This window comes from Pseudomonas jinjuensis (assembly GCF_900103845.1).
Taxonomy (GTDB): domain Bacteria; phylum Pseudomonadota; class Gammaproteobacteria; order Pseudomonadales; family Pseudomonadaceae; genus Pseudomonas; species Pseudomonas jinjuensis.
In genome coordinates, this window is the sequence record NZ_FNIJ01000002.1 from 136,932 (window position 1) to 154,317 (window position 17,386).

Here is a 17,386-nt window from a genome sequence, read left to right on the forward strand (position 1 = left end):
TCCGGCCCTTCAGCGCAGGCTCAGGTGGCGGCTGAGCAGGGCGCGCAGGGCGGCCGGCTTGACCGGCTTGGACAGGTAGTCGAGGCCGGCGGCGTGAATCTGCGCCACCAGTTCGGGGCGCGCGTCGGCGCTGATCACCACGCCCGGCAGCGGGCCGCCGAGGCGGGTGCGCAGCCAGGCCATCAGCTCGGTGCCGGTCTCGCCGTTGTCCAGGTGATAGTCGATCAGCGCCAGCTGCGGCCGCGCCGCGCCGTTCAGCAGGTGTTCGCACTCGTCGCGGTTGCGCGCGGTGAGCACCTGGCAGCCCCAGCGGGTGAGCAGGCTGTTCATGCCCACCAGGATGCTGTCCTCGTTGTCCACGCAGAGCACCTGGGCGCCGTTGAGCTGCGCCGGGGTTTCCGGCCGCTGCGCCGCGGCCAGCGCCGGCGCCGGTTGTCGCGCCAGCGGCACGCGCACGCTGAACACGCTGCCCTTGCCCGGCCAGGAGCGTACTTCCAGCCTGTGGCCGAGCACCTTGCACAGCCGGTCGGCGATCGCCAGGCCGAGGCCGAGGCCCTTTTCCGCGCGGGTCTGGTGGCTGTCCAGGCGCTTGAACTCCTCGAAGATCACCTGCAGCTTGTCGGCCGGAATGCCCGGCCCGCGGTCCCACACTTCCAGGCGCAGGCAGTCCTTCTCGTGGCGCACGCCGAGCAGGACGCGACCCTTGGCGTAGCGGAAGGCGTTGGTGAGGAAGTTCTGCAGCACCCGGCGCAGCAGCTTGATGTCGCTCTCCACCCGCAGCGCGCTGCCGTGCAGGCGGAAGTCGATGCCCTGTTCCTGCGCCAGCACCCGGAATTCCACGCCGAGCGCCTCGTACAGGCTGTTCAGCGGGAAGGCGCTGCGCTCGGCGCTGACCCGGCCGCTTTCCAGGCGCGAGATGTCCAGCAGGTCGGCGATCAGGTCCTCCGCCGAACGCAGCGAGGAATCCAGGTGGCGCACCAGGTCGGCGGCCTCGGTGGGTAGGGTTTCCTGGTGGGCGAGGGCGGCGGAGAACAGCCGCGCGGCGTTCAGCGGCTGCATCAGGTCGTGGCTGACCGCGGCGAGGAATCTGGTCTTCGACTGGTTGGCGGCCTCGGCGGTGCCCTTGGCCTCGGTCAGCGCCTGGTTCAGCTGCGACAGCTCCTGGGTGCGCTCCTGCACGCGCTGCTCCAGGCTCTCGTTGGATTCCTTGAGGGCGTGCTCGGCTTCGCGGAATGCGGTGATGTCGCTGAAGCTCATGACGAAGCCGCCGCCGGGCATCGGGTTGCCGATCAGCTCGATGACCCGGCCGTTGGGGAACAGCCGCTCGGACGTATGTGGCGTGCCCTGGCGCATCCAGAACAGCCGCTTGGCCACGTGCAGGTCGGGGTCGCCGGGGCCGCAGAGGCCGCGTTCGGCGTTGAAGCGGATGATGTCGGCGATCGGCCGGCCGACCTGGATCAGCCCTTCCGGATACTCGAACAGCTCCAGGTAGCGGTGGTTCCAGGCCACCAGGCGCAGCGACTGGTCGACCACGCTGATGCCCTGGCTGATGTTCTCGATGGCGCCCTGCAGCAGCGCGCGGTTGAACTGCAGCACCTCGGAGGCTTCGTCGGCGATCTTCACCACGTCCTCCACCTGCATCTCGCGGCCTTCGATGGCGGCCTTCACCACCGCGCGGGCGGAGGAGGCGCCGAGCACGCCGGCGAGCAGGCGTTCGGTGTGGGCGATCCATTCGATGGTGGCGTTCTGCGCGGGCACGAAACTCTTGCCCTGCTGGTAGGCGAAGCGCGTGAAGCTCTGCCGCGCGCGCTCCTCGCCGACGAAGCGGGCGGACAGCATCAGCAGGTCTTCCAGTTGCACGGCGAGCATCGAGCGCGAGCTGATCCGCGGCGAGACTTCCTGGCCGATGAAGCGGCTGGCCTGCCAGTGCTCGGAAACCCGCGTGCGGGAGAACACCGAGACCAGGCCGAACAGCGCGAAGTTGCCGATCAGCGAGATCAGCACGCCGAGGGTCAGCGGCTCGACGGGCAGCGGCGGATGGGTCAGCCAGGTCAGGCCGGGAATGTTTTCCAGCGGCCAGCCCAGCCCGCGGGCGATCACCGGCAGCACCAGGGTGTAGGCCCACAGCAGCGAACCGGCGGCCAGCCCGGCGAACACTCCGCGGCGGTTGGCCTGTTTCCAGTACAGCGCGCCGATCATCGCCGGGCCGAGCTGGGCGATGGCGGCGAAGGCGATCTGGCCGATGGTGGCGAGGCTGGCGCTGGAGCCGAGCAGGCGGTAGCTGATGTAGGCCAGCAGCATGATCAGCACGATGCTGACCCGGCGCACGGTGAGCAGCCAGTGGCGGAACACCTCGAACGGCTGGGCCTCCTCGCTGCCGGTGCGGCGCAGCAGCCAGGGCAGCAGCATGTCGTTGGAAACCATGGTCGACAGCGCCACGCTGGCGACGATCACCATGCCGGTGGCCGCCGAGGCGCCGCCGATGAAGGCCAGCAGCGCCAGCGCCGGATGCGCCTCGGCCAGCGGCAGGCTGATGACGAAGCCGTCGGGCATGATCCCGGCCGGCAGGTGCAGCTGCCCGGCGAGGGCGATCGGCACCACGAACAGCGCCGCCAGCACCAGGTAGGCGGGGAACACCCAGCGCGCCAGGTCGAGGTCGCGCGGCTGGATGTTCTCCACCACGGTGACGTGGAACTGCCGCGGCAGGCACATGATCGCGGTCATCGCCACACCGGTCTGCAGCAGCATGGCCGGCCAGTGCACCGTGTGGTCCCAGTATTCCGTCAGCTGCGGCGCATTGCGGGCCTGTTCGAACAGGTCGCCGAAGCCGTCATAGAGGCCGAAGGTGACGAACACGCCGACGGCGAGGAAGGCGGTGAGCTTGACCAGCGACTCGAAGGCGATCGCCAGCATCATGCCGCGGTGGTGTTCGGTGACGTCCAGCGAGCGGGTGCCGAACATGATGCTGAACAGCGCCAGCACCAGCGACACGATCATCGCCGTGTCCTGCGCGCGGATGCCGCCGGCGTCGGGCCCGGCGCCGATCAGCAGGTTCACCCCGAGGACGATGCCCTTCAGCTGCAGGGCGATGTAGGGCAGCACGCAGACCACGCAGATCAGCGCCACCACCACCGCCAGCGTCTGCGACTTGCCGTAGCGCGCGGCGATGAAGTCGGCGATGGAGGTGATGTTCTCCTGCTTGCTGATCATGATCATCTTCTGCAGCACCCAGGGGGCGAACAGCATCAGCAGCACCGGGCCGAGGTAGATCGGCAGGAACGACCAGAGCTGGTCGGCGGCCTGGCCGACGGCGCCGAAGAAGGTCCAACTGGTGCAGTACACGGCCAGCGACAGGCTGTAGATCCAGGCTCGCAAGCGCGGCGAAAGCGGCGCGCGGCGGCGGTCGCCATAGAAGGCGATGGCGAACAGGACGGCCATGTAGAGGAGGGCGACCGTGGCGATCAGCCCGCTGGACAGCGACATGAGAACTCCGTGGATGGCCTGCGTCTGGCGCGGCGCGCAGGAAAGTCTGGTTGCCTGGCAAGTTTCGCACCAAAGCGGGGGGATGTCAGAGGCTTGCTACCAAGGTCTGTAGGAGCGGGCATGGCGGGCGGTGCCCTTTGCCGCACAGGGGCATTCTATTCGCGAGCAAGCTCGCTCCTACGGGATGCGCGGGGTATGGACCGTAGGGTGGATGAGGCTTTTCTCATCCACCATTACATTGCGGAGCCGCCCGCGTCCGGATGTCCCCTTGAACCCCCCCAATCCATGCTGGTAGCGTGCCGCCCTTTCGCCACCGCTCCGTCCGTCGAGTGGTCGCGGGCAGACGGCACTTAGGCTGTGCCGCTACGCTCTGAAAAGGGCGAAGTGTGTGCGAGGAGGGCGCTTCATGTTCAGACCGTTACCCATCACCCTGCAGCGGGGCGCCCTGCGCCTGGAGCCGATGGTGGAGGCCGACGTCCCGGAGCTGGTGGAACTGGCCGACGCCAACCGCGAGGTGCTGCAGTACATGAGCGCGCCGCAGCGGCCGGACTGGTATCGCCAGGCCATCGCCGACCAGCGCGAGGGGCGGGCGCTGCCGCTGGTGGTGCGGCTGGGCAACCGGATCGTCGGCACCACGCGCTTCCTCGACTTCATGCCGGCGCTGCCGGCCTGCGAGATCGGCGGCACCTGGCTGGAACAGTCGCAGCACGGCATGGGCCTCAACGCCAGCATGAAGTACCTGATGCTGCGCCACGCCTTCGACAGCTGGCAGATGGTCCGCGTGCAGCTGAAGACCGCCGCCAGCAACCTGCGCTCGCAGCGCGCCATCGAGAAGCTCGGCGCGGTGCGCGAGGGCGTGCTGCGCAACCATCGGCGGCTGGCCGGCGGGCGCCTCGACGACAGCGTCCTCTACAGCATCACCGACCACGAATGGCCGCAGGTGAAGGCCGCGCTGGAAGCCGGCTTCAGCGGCTGAAGGATTTCGCGCTAAGCTGTGCGGCCCGACCTTCGCAGCCGCACCTTCCATGGATTCCGCAGCAGGAGAACAGACCCGCTTCTGGCGCGCCGCCGACCTCGGTGGCGTGGAGCTGCTGCACGCCCGCTACATCGAGCAGCGTTTCGCTCCGCACGTCCACGAGGGTTTCGTCTTCACCGTGATCGAGCACGGCGCGCAGCGCTTCCATCATCGCGGCAGCGACCACCTGGCGCCGGTGGGCAGCATGGTGCTGATCAATCCGGACGAGGTGCACACCGGCTCCAAGGCCCACGACGAGGGCTGGCTGTACCGCGCCTTCTATCCCGAGATCGAACAGGTCACCGGCGTGCTCGACGAACTGCAGCTGGCCCCGCGCGGCCTGCCGTCGTTCGCCTCCAGCGTGCTGCAGGACGCCGAGCTGAGCCGCGTCTTCGTCGGCCTGCACCGTCTGCTGGAATCCGGCGCCAGCGCGCTGCAGCAGCAGACCTGCTGGCGCGAGGCGATGCTGATGCTGTTCCGCCGCCACGCGCGGATTCCCGAGCCGGCGCCCGCCGGCGACGAACCGCTGGCCGTGGCCCGCGCCCGCGAGCTGCTCGCCGCGCGGCTGGTCGAGCCGCCGTCGCTGGAGGAACTGGCGGCGGCGGTGAATCTCTCGCCCTTCCACTTCGCCCGGGTGTTCCGCAGGGCCACCGGCCTGCCGCCCCACGCCTGGCTCAAGCAGCGCCGGCTGGAACAGGCGCGGGCTCTGCTCAAGGACGGCTGCGTGCCGGTGAACGTCGCGGCACAGCTGGGTTTCGCCGACCAGAGCCACCTCAGCCGCCAGTTCAAGCAGGCCTATGGCGTGGCGCCCGGCGAATACCGCGCGGCCTGCGCAAGATCGTTCAAGACGGACCTGCATTGACCATCTAGGCTGCGGGGCAAAGGAGGTTCCATGTCCCGCATCCCGTTATCCCGCCGGCAGTCCTACTTGCGCGGCCTGGCCGACAGCCTGCCGATGGTGGTCGGCGTGGTGCCGTTCGGCATCATCTACGGCACCCTCGCCAGCGCCGCCGGCCTGTCGCTGTGGAAGGCCATCGGCATGTCGCTGCTGGTCTATGCCGGCTCGGCGCAGTTCATCGCCATCAGCCTGCTCGGCGCCGGGGCGGGCGCGCTGGTGATCCTGCTCACCACGCTGATCGTCAACCTGCGCCACGTGCTCTACAGCGCCACCCTGCAGCCCCACGTCACCCACCTGCCGCAGCGCTGGCGCCTGCCGCTGGCGTTCTGGCTGACCGACGAGACCTTCGCCGTGGTGCAGCGCTTCTACCTGGTCAACGGCGACACGCCGAACGGCCACTGGTACTGGCTGGGCGTGACCAACGCGCTGTACGCCAGCTGGGTCGGCAGTTCGCTGGCCGGCGTGCTGTTCGGCCAGGCGATGCCGAACCTGGCGGGCTGGGGACTGGAATTCGCCATGCTGGCGACCTTCATCGGCATCGTCGTGCCACGTCTGGTCAACCGCCCGCAGATTGCCGCCGCCGTGGCCGCCGGGGTGGTGGCGCTGCTCACCTACGCCTGGCCGTACAAGCTCGGCCTGATGGCCGCGGCATTCGCCGGCATCGCCGTCGGCGTGGCGCTGGAGCGGCGCAACCCCGTGCTGGAGGAAGCCTGATGGACTACTGGCTGCTGATCCTCGGCATGGCCGCGATGACCTTCCTCATGCGCTACAGCCTGTTCGCCTGGCCGACCCTGCGCTTCCCGCCGCTGGTGCGCCAGGGCCTGCACTACGTGCCGACCGCGGTGCTGACCGCCATCGTGGTGCCCGGCATGCTGCTGCCGGACGGGCAGAACTGGGCGCTGCGGCTGGACAACGCCTACCTGCTCGCCGGCCTCGCCGCCATGGCCATCGCCGCCTTCAGCCGCCATCTGCTGGCGACCATCGGCGGCGGGCTGCTGGTGTTCTTCCTGCTGCGCTGGTGGCTGGGGCAGTTGCCCCTGTAGAGGCGGCAGCCAGGACGGCGGCCGCCCGCGGGCGGTCAGAAGCTGACTTCGTAGCCCAGGGTGAAGGTGCGGCCGCGTCCCGCGAAGTACTGGTCGTCGCGGGTAGTGGCGGCCTGGGAGAAGTAGGTGATGTAGTCGCGGTTGAGCAGGTTCTCCACGCCGAGGCTGACTTCGCCCACCGGCAGCTGGTAGCCGAGCGAGGCGTCCACCAGGCTGTAGCCGTCGAAGTCCAGGCCGGGGGTGTCGAAGCTGCGGCTGGCGTAGTAGTTGGCCTGCACATGGGTATTCAGCTTGTCGCTCCAGTTGGCCTTCCAGGCCAGGGTGTAGCGATCCGGCGGGATGTTGGCGCCGTCCAGGTCGGTGTCCACGTGATCGTCGCCGTCGGTATCCGACTGGCCGTCGATCTGCGAGTAGGCGGCCTGCAGGCGGTGCACCTCGTTGACCTGCCAGCCGGCGGTGGCTTCCATGCCGTCGATCTCGGTGCGCTCGCGGCGAACCTGGAAGACCCCGCCGACGTTCTCCAGGCGGGAGCCGAGGTCGGAGTCGGATTCGTAGAAGCTGATCTCGAAGTCGACCGGCGCCCAGTTCAGGCGCAGGCCGATCTCGCGGTTGTCGGTGACCACCGGCTGCAGGTCGAGGAAGCTCTCGACGCTCAGGTTCGGCCGGTTGATGCCGCGCAGCACGCGGCCGACGTCGGGCATGCCGAAGCCTTCCGAGTAGTTGGCGAACACCTGCGCCCAGTCGGTGGCCTGGAACACGAAGCCGACGTTGTGCAGGGTTTCGTTGAACTTCGGATTGCCGCCCTCGACGGTGACGCCACCCGGCGGCACGGTGGTGGAGGCGATGGTCCTGAAGCTGTCGACTTCCAGTTCGGCGAATTCGCGGCGCAGGCCGCCGTGCAGGGTCAGGCGCTCCACCGGGCGGAGTTCGGCCTGGATGAAGGGCGCATAGTTCTTGAAGACGGTTTCCGGCACCCATTCGCGATCGGTCTCGATCAGCATCTGCTTGGTGGTGTCCTGCAGCAGATCGAGGCCGCCGGTGAGCTTGAGCAGGCCGTCGAACATGTTGTCGCGGCTGAGGGTCAGCTTGCCGCCGTACTTGTCCGACTCGTTCTGTGACTGGTCGAACAGCTGGCCGGTGGGGTCGATGCTCGGGTCCTGGAAGGACGGCAGGATGCCGCCACCGAAGCGGCCGCGGAAGCGCTGGGTGTAGAACTGCGCGGTGAAGCGGTTGCCGGCCAGGTCGGAGTTGTTGTAGGTCAGGCTGGTGTTGAGCACTTCGTTTTCCGGCGCCTCGCCCAGCGGGTCGCCGCGGCGCGAGGTGGCCGGAATCCCGGCGTCGCGGTCGCCGGGCACGTTGACGAAGTCATGGTTACCCTCGATCTCGAAGCGGTTGACCATGAATTCGACGTTCTGCACCTCGTCGAACCAGTAGCCCAGCTTGAGCATGAGGTCGGTGCTGTCCGAATCCATGATGTCGCCCTGGGTGTCGTCCACGCCGATCCGCTCGCCGTCGGCATCGTAGAACATGCCCCGGGTCTGGCCGCTGACGGCGGCGAGATAGTCGAAGTTGCCCTGGTTGCCTTCCACCCGGTAGTCCAGCTTGTAACCCATGCCGTCGCTGTCGAAATCGTCCGAAGCCTCGATGCTGGCGCCGACGTGCTGGCGCAGCGCGCCGGCGGTCGGGCGGCGGGTCACGTAGTTGATGATGCCGCCGGTGGCGCCCAGGCCGTGCTCGGCGCTGGCGCCGTAGATCACCTCGATGCGCTCGACCATCGACAGGTCGATGGTGTAGCCCTCGCGGGAGCTGTTGCGCAGCGGGGTGGACTGCGGCACGCCGTCGATCATCACCAGCGCCTGGCGACCGCGGAAGGTCTCGCCGGAGCTGGTCATCTTCTGCCGGCTGGGCGAGTAGGAGGGGATCAGGTTGCTCAGTATCTGGCCGTTGTCGCTGGTGATGGCCAGCTGCTCTTCGATCTGCTCGCGGGTGATGATGGTGATCTTCTGCGGCGTCTTGCCTGCCTCGCTGTGGGAGCGGGTCGCACTGACGGTGGTGGCTTCCAGTTCTACCGCGTCTTCCTCGGCGAAAACGGGAGTGGCCAGCATGGCCAGGGAAATGGACAGGCAAAGAGGGGATCTACGAAACATTTGCGAACGGCTCCAGCGCAACGGGAGATCATGATTTTTGGGCTGCGCACTTTATTCAAAAAAGGAATCGTTTGCATTAGCTCTTTTTTCTTATTTGCGGATATCTGTGGGTAGAAGAGGGGACCGCTCGCACGGGGGAGCGGGGCGATGGTCGCGGGCATGGCCCGCTCCTACGCGGTTCCGCTGGAATGTCCGGGTAGGGCGCATAACGCGCCAGCGTTATCCGCCATTCCATCGGCGTGGCCTGGTCGGCGGATGAAGCATTCCGCTTCATTCGCCCTACACCAGCGATTGGCCATGGCGCGAAGACAGTTGCTCCTACAGAGGATCCATCGCTCCCACGCAGGAGCGTGGGAGCGATCGGGCGCACCCGATGATCAGCTCACCCGCTCATATCCCCCGACAACGCCCTTCTTCGCCAGCACCCACTGCCACAGCTGGATGTCCCGCGCCCTGAACGCCCCCGCGCAGGACAGCAGGTAATAGCGCCACATGCGCCGGAAGCGCTCGCCCAGCTCGGCGGCGAAGCACGGCCAGGCCCGTTCGAAGTTGTCGTGCCAGGCCATCAGCGTCCTGTCGTAGTCGGCGCCGAAGTTGTGCAGGTCCTCGACCACGAACAGGCCGTCCACGGCGTCGCCGATCTGGCCGATGGAGGGCAGGTCGCCGTTGGGGAAGATGTACTTGTCGATCCAGCGGTCCGGCACGCTGCGGCGGCTGTTCTTGCCGATGGTGTGGAGCAGGAACAGGCCGTCGTCGGCCAGGCAGCGCGCGGCGGTTTCCATGTAGGTGCGGTGGTTCTTGCGGCCGACGTGCTCGAACATGCCGATGCTGACGATGCGCTCGAAGCGCTCGTCGACCTCGCGGTAGTCCTGCAGGCGGAATTCCAGCGGCAGGCCGGAATAGCGCCGCTGCGCCCATTCGCTCTGCTCGCGGGAGATGGTCACGCCGACGCATTCCACCCCGTAGTGCTGCGCCGCGTAGGCCATGAAGCTGCCCCAGCCGCAGCCGATGTCCAGCACGCGCATGCCGGGTTCGAGGTGCAGCTTGCGGCAGACCAGGTCGAGCTTGGCCTCCTGCGCCGCGGCGAGGTCGCCGGCGTCCTTCCAGTAGCCGCAGGTGTAGGTCATGCGCGGGTCGAGCATGGCGGCGTAGAAGTCGTTGCCGAGGTCGTAGTGGCGTTCGCCGACTTCCCAGGCGCGGCGGCTGGTCTGGCGGTTCAGCAGGCGCGCCTGCAGGGCGTGGAAGATCAGTGCCGCGGGGCTGATCTGGTCGGCGACGCCGGAGCGCAGCAGGCGGGCGAAGAATTCGTCGAGCTGCTCGCAGTCCCAGTCGCCGTCCATGTACGCCTCGCCCAGGCCGAGGTTGCCCTGGGCGAGGGCGCGTTGCGGTACGTCGGGGCTGTGCAGGCGCATGTCCCACGGTGCCTGGCCGTCGAGGCCGAGGCCGGCCTGGCTGAGCAGGTTTTCGGCGAAGCGGTGGGCACGGCTGGCGCCCGGGAGGGTGGTGTTGGCAGTGGATAGCTCGGAAGGCATGGAAGACCCTTTATCGTTCTCTTGAATCCGGAAGGTGCAGGTGCAGGACCTGCTGCAACTCGTGGCGCAGCCAGGGCTGCCGCAGTTGCGGGAGGCGCCCGCTCAACTGGCGGGCGACCCAGCGCTGGCCGCGGGCGATGAAGTCGAGGCGCTCGGCCAGGTCGTCGATGGCCATGGCCTTGGCGTGGAATTCGCCGATCCCCGGCTCCGGCTGCGCGCCCAGGCGCTGCAGGCAGTGCAGCAGGCGCCGGCAGCTTTCCGCCTCGCCGCGGTGCAGCCCGGCGAAGCGTTGCAGCAGGGCGGGATCGTCGGTCTGCCGGGCGCTGTCGAGCATCAGCCGGGCGCCGGCGCGTTCGGCGCGGAGCAGTTCCTGCAGCCAGTCGATCAGTTCGGCATCGGCCTCCGCCGGCTCGGGCTGCAGGCGCGCCAGGCAGGTTTCGGCTTCCGCGAGCAGGCGTTCGAGCCGCTGCGCCGCGCTGCAGATTTCGTCGATCTGCCCGCAGGACTGGCCGGCGTAGATCGGCATGTCGGCCAGCGCGCCGCGGGCATCGCGCAGGGGCGAATCGGTGGAGAACAGATGGATGGGCCCGCCGTCCTGCTCGCCGATCACCGGCGTGCTGCGCTGGGCGTGCAGTTCGGCGTACTCGCCGCGGGTCACGGCATTGGGCAGCACCCGTACCGGCGCCGGCATCGGCCAGTTGCGGAAGAAGGCGTCGGTCAGCAGCGGTTCGTCGGCCCCGGCCTCGACCAGCCGCTGCTTGTGGAAATCGTGGGCGTAGGATTCGTGGGTAGCGAGGAATGCCGAGCCGCAGGCCACGCCCTGGGCGCCGAGGGCGAGGGCGGCGACCAGCGCGGAACCGCTGGCGATGCCGCCGCAGGCCACCACCGGGGTGTCGCCGAGGGCTACCAGTTCCGGCACCAGCGCCAGGGTCGAGATTTCGCCCCAGACATGTCCGCCGGCCTCGATGCCCTGGGCGATCAGCACGTCCACCCCGGCGCGCAGGGCCTGCTCGGCGTGGCTGCGGCGGCCGACCTGGTGCAGCACCAGGATGCCGGCGTCCTTCAGCTGGCGGACCAGTTCCTCGTCCACATCCCAGAACAGCGCGATGGCCGGCACCCGCAGTTCGAGGCAGGCGCGCACCTGTTCGGCGAGCAGTTGCTTCGGCGTGGCGGCCGGGATCAGGTTGACGGCGAAGGGGCGCTGGCTGAGCACGCGGTAGGCGCGGACTTCCCGGCGGATCAGCTCCACCGGCTCGCGGACCATGCCCAGGCAGCCGAAACCGCCGGCGTTGCTCACCGCGGCGGCGAGTTCGTGGCGGGCGACGCCGCCCATGCCGGCGGAAATGATCGGGACCTCGCATCCCAGCAGGTCCACCAACGGGGTGTGCAGGGCGGGATGCGGCATGGCGGTTCTCCTCGATGCAGCCGTGCGATTTGCACGACAGGAACGACGGAAATACTAGCCACCCCAGCTAACTGAAATTAAATGAAATTAAATTGCCGTATGGATCATTTATTTGAATGTATGGGATTTCGCCTGCTACGAAATATTCCCTTACATACCTCTGAATTTCTGGCTCAGGCCCTTGTCGGACAAGGGTTTTTTTCCTGCCTGGAAATTTGATATCAAAATTAATCAACTATTACTGCATTAATATTAGTTTGTTGCATTTCTCGCCGCTTCGCAGACTGTAGGTGCTCCCGGCCGTGTTCCCGCAGTCACGGTCCAGCCCGCTGCCGCATCTCCCTGCTCCCGGCGGCGGGCGGGAGCAGCCTTGCAGCCCGAGAAGTACAACGGAACCAAGATGGCCAGTGCGATCCCGCTCCAAAGCGACAGCGTCTACAACTACGAAATAGTCCGCCGCTTCACTCTTACCACTCTCTTCTGGGGAATCCTCGGCATGGGCATGGGCGTGTTCATCGCCGCCCAGCTGGTGTGGCCGGAGCTCAGCTTCGGCATTCCCTGGACCAGCTTCGGGCGCATCCGCCCGATCCATACCAACCTGGTGATCTTCGCCTTCGGCGGCAGCGCGCTGTTCGCCACTTCCTTCTATGTGGTGCAGCGCACCTGCCGGGTGCGGGTGATCTCCGACGGCCTGGCGAACTTCCTGTTCTGGGGCTGGCAGGCGAGCATCGTCGCCATCGTCCTCAGTTATCCGCTGGGCATCACCACGTCCAAGGAATACGCCGAGATGGAGTGGCCCATCGCCCTGTGGGTAGCCATCCTCTGGGTGCTCTACGCCTACCTGTTCTTCGGCACCATCGCCCGGCGCAAGGTCAAGCACATCTATGTGGGCAACTGGTTCTACGGCGCCTTCATCGTGGTCACCGGCATGGTCCATGTGGTCAACCACATCGCGATTCCGGTCACCCTGCTGAAGTCCTACCCGGTCTATTCCGGCGCCACCGACGCGATGATCCAGTGGTGGTACGGCCACAGCGTGGTCGGCTTCATCCTCTCGGTGGGCTTCCTCGGCATGATGTACTACTACGTGCCCAAGCAGGCCGAGCGCCCGGTGTATTCCTATCGCCTGTCCATCGTGCACTTCTGGGCGATCATCACCCTGTACATCTGGGCCGGCCCGCACCACCTGCACTACACCGCGCTGCCGGACTGGGCGCAGTCGCTCGGCATGGTGATGTCGCTGGTGCTGCTGGCGCCGAGCTGGGGCGGCATGATCAACGGCATGATGACCCTCTCCGGCGCCTGGCATAAGCTGCGCACCGACCCGATCCTGCGCTTCCTGGTGGTGTCCCTGGCCTTCTACGGCATGTCCACCTTCGAAGGCCCGATGATGGCGATCAAGACCGTCAACTCGCTGTCCCACTACACCGACTGGACCATCGGCCACGTGCACGCCGGTGCGCTGGGCTGGGTGGCGATGATCTCCATCGGCGCGCTCTACCACATGATCCCGAAGCTGTATGGCCGCGAGCAGATGCACAGCATCGGCCTGATCAACGCGCACTTCTGGATGGCCACCATCGGCACCGTGCTGTACATCGCCGCGATGTGGGTCAACGGCATCACCCAGGGCCTGATGTGGCGCGCGGTGAACGCCGACGGCACTCTGACCTATTCCTTCGTCGAGGCGCTGCAGGCCAGCCACCCGGGCTACCTGGTGCGCCTGCTCGGCGGCAGCTTCTTCGCCGCGGGCATGCTGCTGATGGCCTGGAACACCTGGCTGACCGTGCGTGGCGGGGAGCGTGGCCACGTGCCCGCCGCCGTCGCCGAAGCCTGAGGAGGGGATATGTCCACACTGCTGATCCTCGCCGCCTGCGTCCTGGCCTGCTGGCTGTGCTGCCAGGGCCGCCGCGATCTGGAGCAGGCCTCGCTGCTGCCGTTCGCCGATGACCCGGAAGCGGCCGAACGCATGAGCGAAGCCACCGGCCTGCGCTGCGAACGGGTGGTCACGCCGGTGTTCGAACCCATCGAGCCGCCCGGGGACCACAGCTTCCGGGCCTGATTTCCACGTCCACGGACGGACGCTCCCGAGTGCCTCCAGCGGCACCCCTTGCCGGGCTTTTCGAGAAACTGGAAAGTCCGGCTTTTTCCTGTGCGGCTGGCAAGTGTCGCGGCCAGCCGTCATCCTGTCGCAATTCCACACCGCCCGATGGAGACTTGCCGGACGCGCCCGCTTGCCGGCCGATCACCCCGATGGATATCGATCTCACCCGCACCTTCCTGGAAATCGTCCGCCACGGCAGCTTCGTCGCCGCCGCCGAGCGCATGCACATCACCCAGACCGCCATCACCGCGCGCATCCAGAAGCTGGAAGGCCATCTCAACTGCACCCTGTTCGTGCGCAATCGCGCCGGCGCGCGGCTGACGCCGGATGGCGCGGCGTTCGTGATGTACGCCAACCAGATGCTGCAGAGCTGGGAGGCGGCGCAGCGCGACCTGCCGCTGCCGGAGGGCTACCACAACGTCCTGCACATCGGCGGCGAGGTGAGCCTGTGCAATCCGCTGATGCTGCGCTGGGTCAGCCGCATCCGCGAATGCATCGGCGACCACGCCGTATCGGCGGATATCGGCGACGGCCAGACCCTGCTGCGCCAGCTGGAACTGGGCGTGCTCGACGCCGCGCTGGTCTACCAGCCGAACTACCTGCCGGGCATGCTGGTGGAGCAGGTGCTGGAGGAGAAGCTGATCCTGGTGCGCGCGAAGAAGGCCGAGCCCTACGTCTACATCGACTGGGGCGAGGGCTTCCGCCGCCAGCACGACAGCGCGTTGCCGGAGAAGGCCAAGGCGCCGGTGTCGTTCAACCTCGGCCCGCTGGCGCTGCAGTTCATCCTGGAGAACGGCGGTTCGGGCTACTTCCGCACGCGGGTGGTGCAGAGCTACCTGGACAAGAAGGTCCTGCAGCGGGTGCCGAAGGCGCCGGAATTCAGCTATCCGACCTATCTGGTGTATTCCCGCGAGCGCGACTCGGCGGTGCTGCAGCAGGCGTTCACCCTGCTCAGGGAAGTGGTGAGCCAGGATTCCGACTGGTCGCAGCGCTGGGATCCGGTGATCTGAGACGTACTTTGTGTCCTGCGGGGCGCCTGTTGCGGTCAAATCGGTTGCGGTATCCCGATCCCTTCGCAGGTACACAAGGACGATGACTCGACATTCGCAATTCGCCCTGCTGGGCAAACAGCGTTTCCTGCCGTTCTTCACCGCCCAGTTCCTCGGCGCGTTCAACGACAACCTGTTCAAGCAGTCGCTGGTGCTGGCGATCCTCTACCACCTGGCGGTCAGCGGCGACCCCAACCTGCTGGTGAACCTCTGCGCGCTGCTGTTCATCCTGCCGTTCTTCCTGTTCTCCGCCCTCGGCGGGCAGTTCGGCGAGAAATACAACAAGGACGCGCTGATGCGCGGGCTGAAGCTGGCCGAGGTGCTGATCATGCTGGTCGGCGCCGCCGGTTTCGTGCTCGGCAGCCTGCCCCTGCTGTTCGTCGCGCTGTTCGCCATGGGCGCCCACTCTGCGCTGTTCGGCCCGGTGAAGTACTCGATCCTGCCGCAGGCGCTGCACGAGGATGAACTGGTCGGCGGCAACGCGCTGGTGGAGATGGGCACCTTCCTCGCCATCCTGTTCGGCACCATCGGCGCCGGCCTGCTGATGTCGCGCCAGGACCATGCCCTCGGCGTGGCCGTCGTCGTGGTGCTGGTGGCGGCCTGCGGCTACCTGGCCAGCCGCGGCATTCCCCGCGCGGCGGCGGCGCTGCCGGGGCTGAAGCTGGAGTGGAACATCTTCGCCCAGTCCTGGGCGATCCTGCGCATGGGCCTCGGCCAGCGCCCGGCGGTGTCGCGCTCGCTGGTGGGCAACTCCTGGTTCTGGTTCCTCGGTGCGATCTACCTGACGCAGATCCCGGGCTACGCCAAGGAGCTGCTGCACGGCGACGAGAGCGTGGTGACGCTGATCCTCACGGTGTTCTCGGTGGGCATCGCGCTGGGTTCGATGCTCTGCGAGAAGCTCTCCGGCAAGAAGGTGGAGATCGGCCTGGTGCCGTTCGGCTCCATCGGCCTGACCCTGTTCGGCCTGCTGCTCTGGTGGCACTCCGGCGACTTCCCGCGCGGCGCGCAGCCCCACGACTGGCTGGCGGTGCTGCAGCAGCCGCAGGCCTGGACGGTGCTCGGCGACATCCTCGGCATCGGCGTGTTCGGCGGCTTCTACATCGTGCCGCTGTATGCGCTGATCCAGTCGCGCACCGAGCCGGACAAGCGCGCCCGGGTGATCGCCGCCAACAACATCCTCAACGCGATCTTCATGGTCGCCGCGGCTATCGTCTCGATCCTGCTGCTGTCGGTGGCGGGGCTGTCGATCCCGCAGCTGTTCCTGGTGCTGTCGCTGATGAACGTGGCGGTGAACGTCTACATCTTCCGCATCGTGCCGGAATTCACCATGCGCTTCCTGGTCTGGCTGCTCGGCCACTCGATGTACCGGGTGGATCACCAGAACCTCGAGGCGATCCCCGACGAGGGGCCGGTGGTGCTGGTGTGCAACCACGTGTCGTTCGTCGATGCGCTGCTGATCGCCGGCTCGGTGCGGCGGCCGGTGCGCTTCGTCATGTACTACAAAATCTTCCAGCTGCCGGTGCTGAACTTCATCTTCCGCACCGCCGGCGCCGTGCCCATCGCCGCGCGCCACGAGGACGAGCGGATCTACGAGCAGGCCTTCGTCCGCGTCGCGCAGTACCTGAGGGATGGCGAGGTGGTGTGCATCTTCCCCGAGGGCAAGCTGACCGGCGACGGCGAGATCAACGAATTCCGCGCCGGGGTCGAGCGGATCATCGCGGAAACCCCGGTGCCGGTGATTCCGATGGCGCTGCAGGGGCTATGGGGCAGCTTCTTCAGCCGCGATCCGGCGAAGGGCTTCTTCCGCCGCTTCTGGTCGCGGATACGGCTGGTGGCCGGGCAACCGCTGCCGCCGGAGCAGGCTCGGCGCGAATATCTGCAGGAGCAGGTGGCAGGCTTGCGCGGCGCCGCCCGCTGATTCGTGCGGAAATGAAAAAGCCCCGGTAGAGACCGGGGCTTTTCTTATCGCGGATGCGAGGTTCAGGCGACCTGAACTTCGTCAGCCTGCAGGCCTTTCTGGCCATTCACGACCACGAAGGAGACGCGCTGGCCTTCCTGCAGGGACTTGAAGCCGTTGCCCTGGATGGAGCGGAAGTGAACGAACAGGTCACCGCCGTTTTCCTGGGTGATGAAGCCAAAGCCTTTGGCATCGTTGAACCATTTTACAGTGCCGTTTTGACGAGTCGACATGAGATATACACCTTGAACTGAGGTAATTGCGGCGCGAAAGCCGCGCCATTTCTGAGTTGCAAGGGTAGATCGGAACCAAGGCGACGGGGCGAAAACGCTCCATCAGGTCACCAACCGCAGTGACCAAGCAAGCACAGTGGCGTGCAGCATACGCATACTTTTCCGCGAACGCGACTGTTTTCCTACGCCTTTCCTACGCAGATGATCAGTGGCTGAGTTTCAGCCCCACCAGCCCGCAGAGAATCAGCGCCACGCTGAGCAGGCGCACCGGCGCCATGGACTCGCCGAACAGCATGATGCCGGCGATCACCGTGCCGACCGCACCGATGCCGGTCCATACCGCATAGGCGGTGCCCAGGGGCAGTTGTTTCATGGCCAGGCCGAGCAGGCCGAGACTGGCGGCCATGGCGAGGACGGTGAGCAGGGTGGGGAGGGGACGGCTGAAGCCGTCGGTGTATTTCAGGCCGACGGCCCAGGCGACTTCGAACAGGCCGGCGAAGAACAGGATCAACCAGGACAT

14 protein-coding genes are annotated in these 17,386 nt (G+C 67.0%); 8 read left to right on the top strand and 6 right to left on the bottom strand.

Going from position 1 to position 17,386, the window contains the following annotated elements:
- Positions 1-9: 9 nt before the first annotated feature.
- Complete coding sequence (locus tag BLR75_RS03095) at positions 10-3,483, bottom strand: PAS domain-containing hybrid sensor histidine kinase/response regulator (RefSeq protein WP_084309907.1); 3,474 nt, start codon at positions 3,481-3,483, stop codon at positions 10-12.
- A gap of 406 nt (positions 3,484-3,889) precedes the next feature.
- On the opposite strand from BLR75_RS03095, the gene BLR75_RS03100 reads away from it, so the two are divergent.
- From BLR75_RS03100 to BLR75_RS03115, 4 genes are read left to right on the top strand one after another with little or no spacing between them, the layout of a single operon-like run.
- Positions 3,890-4,459, top strand: a complete 570-nt coding sequence (locus BLR75_RS03100; RefSeq protein ID WP_084309908.1) for a GNAT family N-acetyltransferase — start codon at positions 3,890-3,892, stop codon at positions 4,457-4,459.
- Positions 4,460-4,508: 49 nt separating this feature from the next.
- Complete coding sequence (locus tag BLR75_RS03105; protein ID WP_084309909.1) at positions 4,509-5,360, top strand: helix-turn-helix transcriptional regulator; 852 nt, start codon at positions 4,509-4,511, stop codon at positions 5,358-5,360.
- A gap of 30 nt (positions 5,361-5,390) precedes the next feature.
- Entirely contained in the window at positions 5,391-6,110 is a 720-nt protein-coding gene (locus BLR75_RS03110) for an AzlC family ABC transporter permease (RefSeq protein WP_084309910.1), read from the top strand.
- Positions 6,110-6,439 (top strand): AzlD domain-containing protein, encoded by a 330-nt coding sequence (locus BLR75_RS03115; RefSeq protein ID WP_084309911.1) that lies wholly within the window; start codon positions 6,110-6,112, stop codon positions 6,437-6,439. The genes BLR75_RS03110 and BLR75_RS03115 overlap by 1 nt, the downstream gene beginning before the upstream one ends.
- A 35-nt stretch (positions 6,440-6,474) precedes the next feature.
- Here BLR75_RS03115 and BLR75_RS03120 read toward each other — a convergent pair whose 3' ends face one another.
- From BLR75_RS03120 to BLR75_RS03130, 3 genes are all read right to left on the bottom strand, one after another.
- Positions 6,475-8,586 carry a TonB-dependent receptor gene (locus BLR75_RS03120; RefSeq protein WP_084309912.1) on the bottom strand — a complete coding sequence of 704 codons (2,112 nt, stop codon included), beginning with the start codon at positions 8,584-8,586 and terminating at the stop codon, positions 6,475-6,477.
- Positions 8,587-8,963: 377 nt separating this feature from the next.
- Positions 8,964-10,118, bottom strand: a complete 1,155-nt coding sequence (gene cfa / locus BLR75_RS03125) for a cyclopropane fatty acyl phospholipid synthase (protein ID WP_084309913.1) — start codon at positions 10,116-10,118, stop codon at positions 8,964-8,966.
- A 10-nt stretch (positions 10,119-10,128) separates the two neighbouring features.
- Entirely contained in the window at positions 10,129-11,523 is a 1,395-nt protein-coding gene (locus BLR75_RS03130; RefSeq protein ID WP_084309914.1) for a nitronate monooxygenase, read from the bottom strand.
- 400 nt (positions 11,524-11,923) lie between these two features.
- On the opposite strand from BLR75_RS03130, the gene ccoN reads away from it, so the two are divergent.
- The 4 genes from ccoN to BLR75_RS03150 all read left to right on the top strand — a co-directional run bounded on the left by ccoN (position 11,924) and on the right by BLR75_RS03150 (position 16,594).
- On the top strand, positions 11,924-13,360 hold the full coding sequence (gene ccoN / locus BLR75_RS03135) for a cytochrome-c oxidase, cbb3-type subunit I (protein ID WP_084310151.1): 1,437 nt from the start codon (positions 11,924-11,926) through the stop codon (positions 13,358-13,360).
- A gap of 9 nt (positions 13,361-13,369) precedes the next feature.
- Positions 13,370-13,585 (top strand): hypothetical protein, encoded by a 216-nt coding sequence (locus BLR75_RS03140; RefSeq protein ID WP_084309915.1) that lies wholly within the window; start codon positions 13,370-13,372, stop codon positions 13,583-13,585.
- 191 nt (positions 13,586-13,776) lie between these two features.
- Entirely contained in the window at positions 13,777-14,637 is an 861-nt protein-coding gene (locus tag BLR75_RS03145) for a LysR family transcriptional regulator (RefSeq protein WP_084309916.1), read from the top strand.
- 82 nt (positions 14,638-14,719) lie between these two features.
- Complete coding sequence (locus BLR75_RS03150) at positions 14,720-16,594, top strand: MFS transporter (protein ID WP_084309917.1); 1,875 nt, start codon at positions 14,720-14,722, stop codon at positions 16,592-16,594.
- Positions 16,595-16,656: 62 nt separating this feature from the next.
- Here the strand turns inward: BLR75_RS03150 and BLR75_RS03155 are convergent, their stop codons facing one another.
- Together BLR75_RS03155 and sugE are read right to left on the bottom strand one after the other, a co-directional pair.
- Positions 16,657-16,866: a cold-shock protein gene (locus tag BLR75_RS03155; protein WP_084309918.1), complete on the bottom strand. Its 210-nt coding sequence runs from the start codon at positions 16,864-16,866 to the stop codon at positions 16,657-16,659.
- Between the two features lie 205 nt (positions 16,867-17,071).
- Positions 17,072-17,386 carry a quaternary ammonium compound efflux SMR transporter SugE gene (sugE, locus tag BLR75_RS03160; RefSeq protein ID WP_084309919.1) on the bottom strand — a complete coding sequence of 105 codons (315 nt, stop codon included), beginning with the start codon at positions 17,384-17,386 and terminating at the stop codon, positions 17,072-17,074.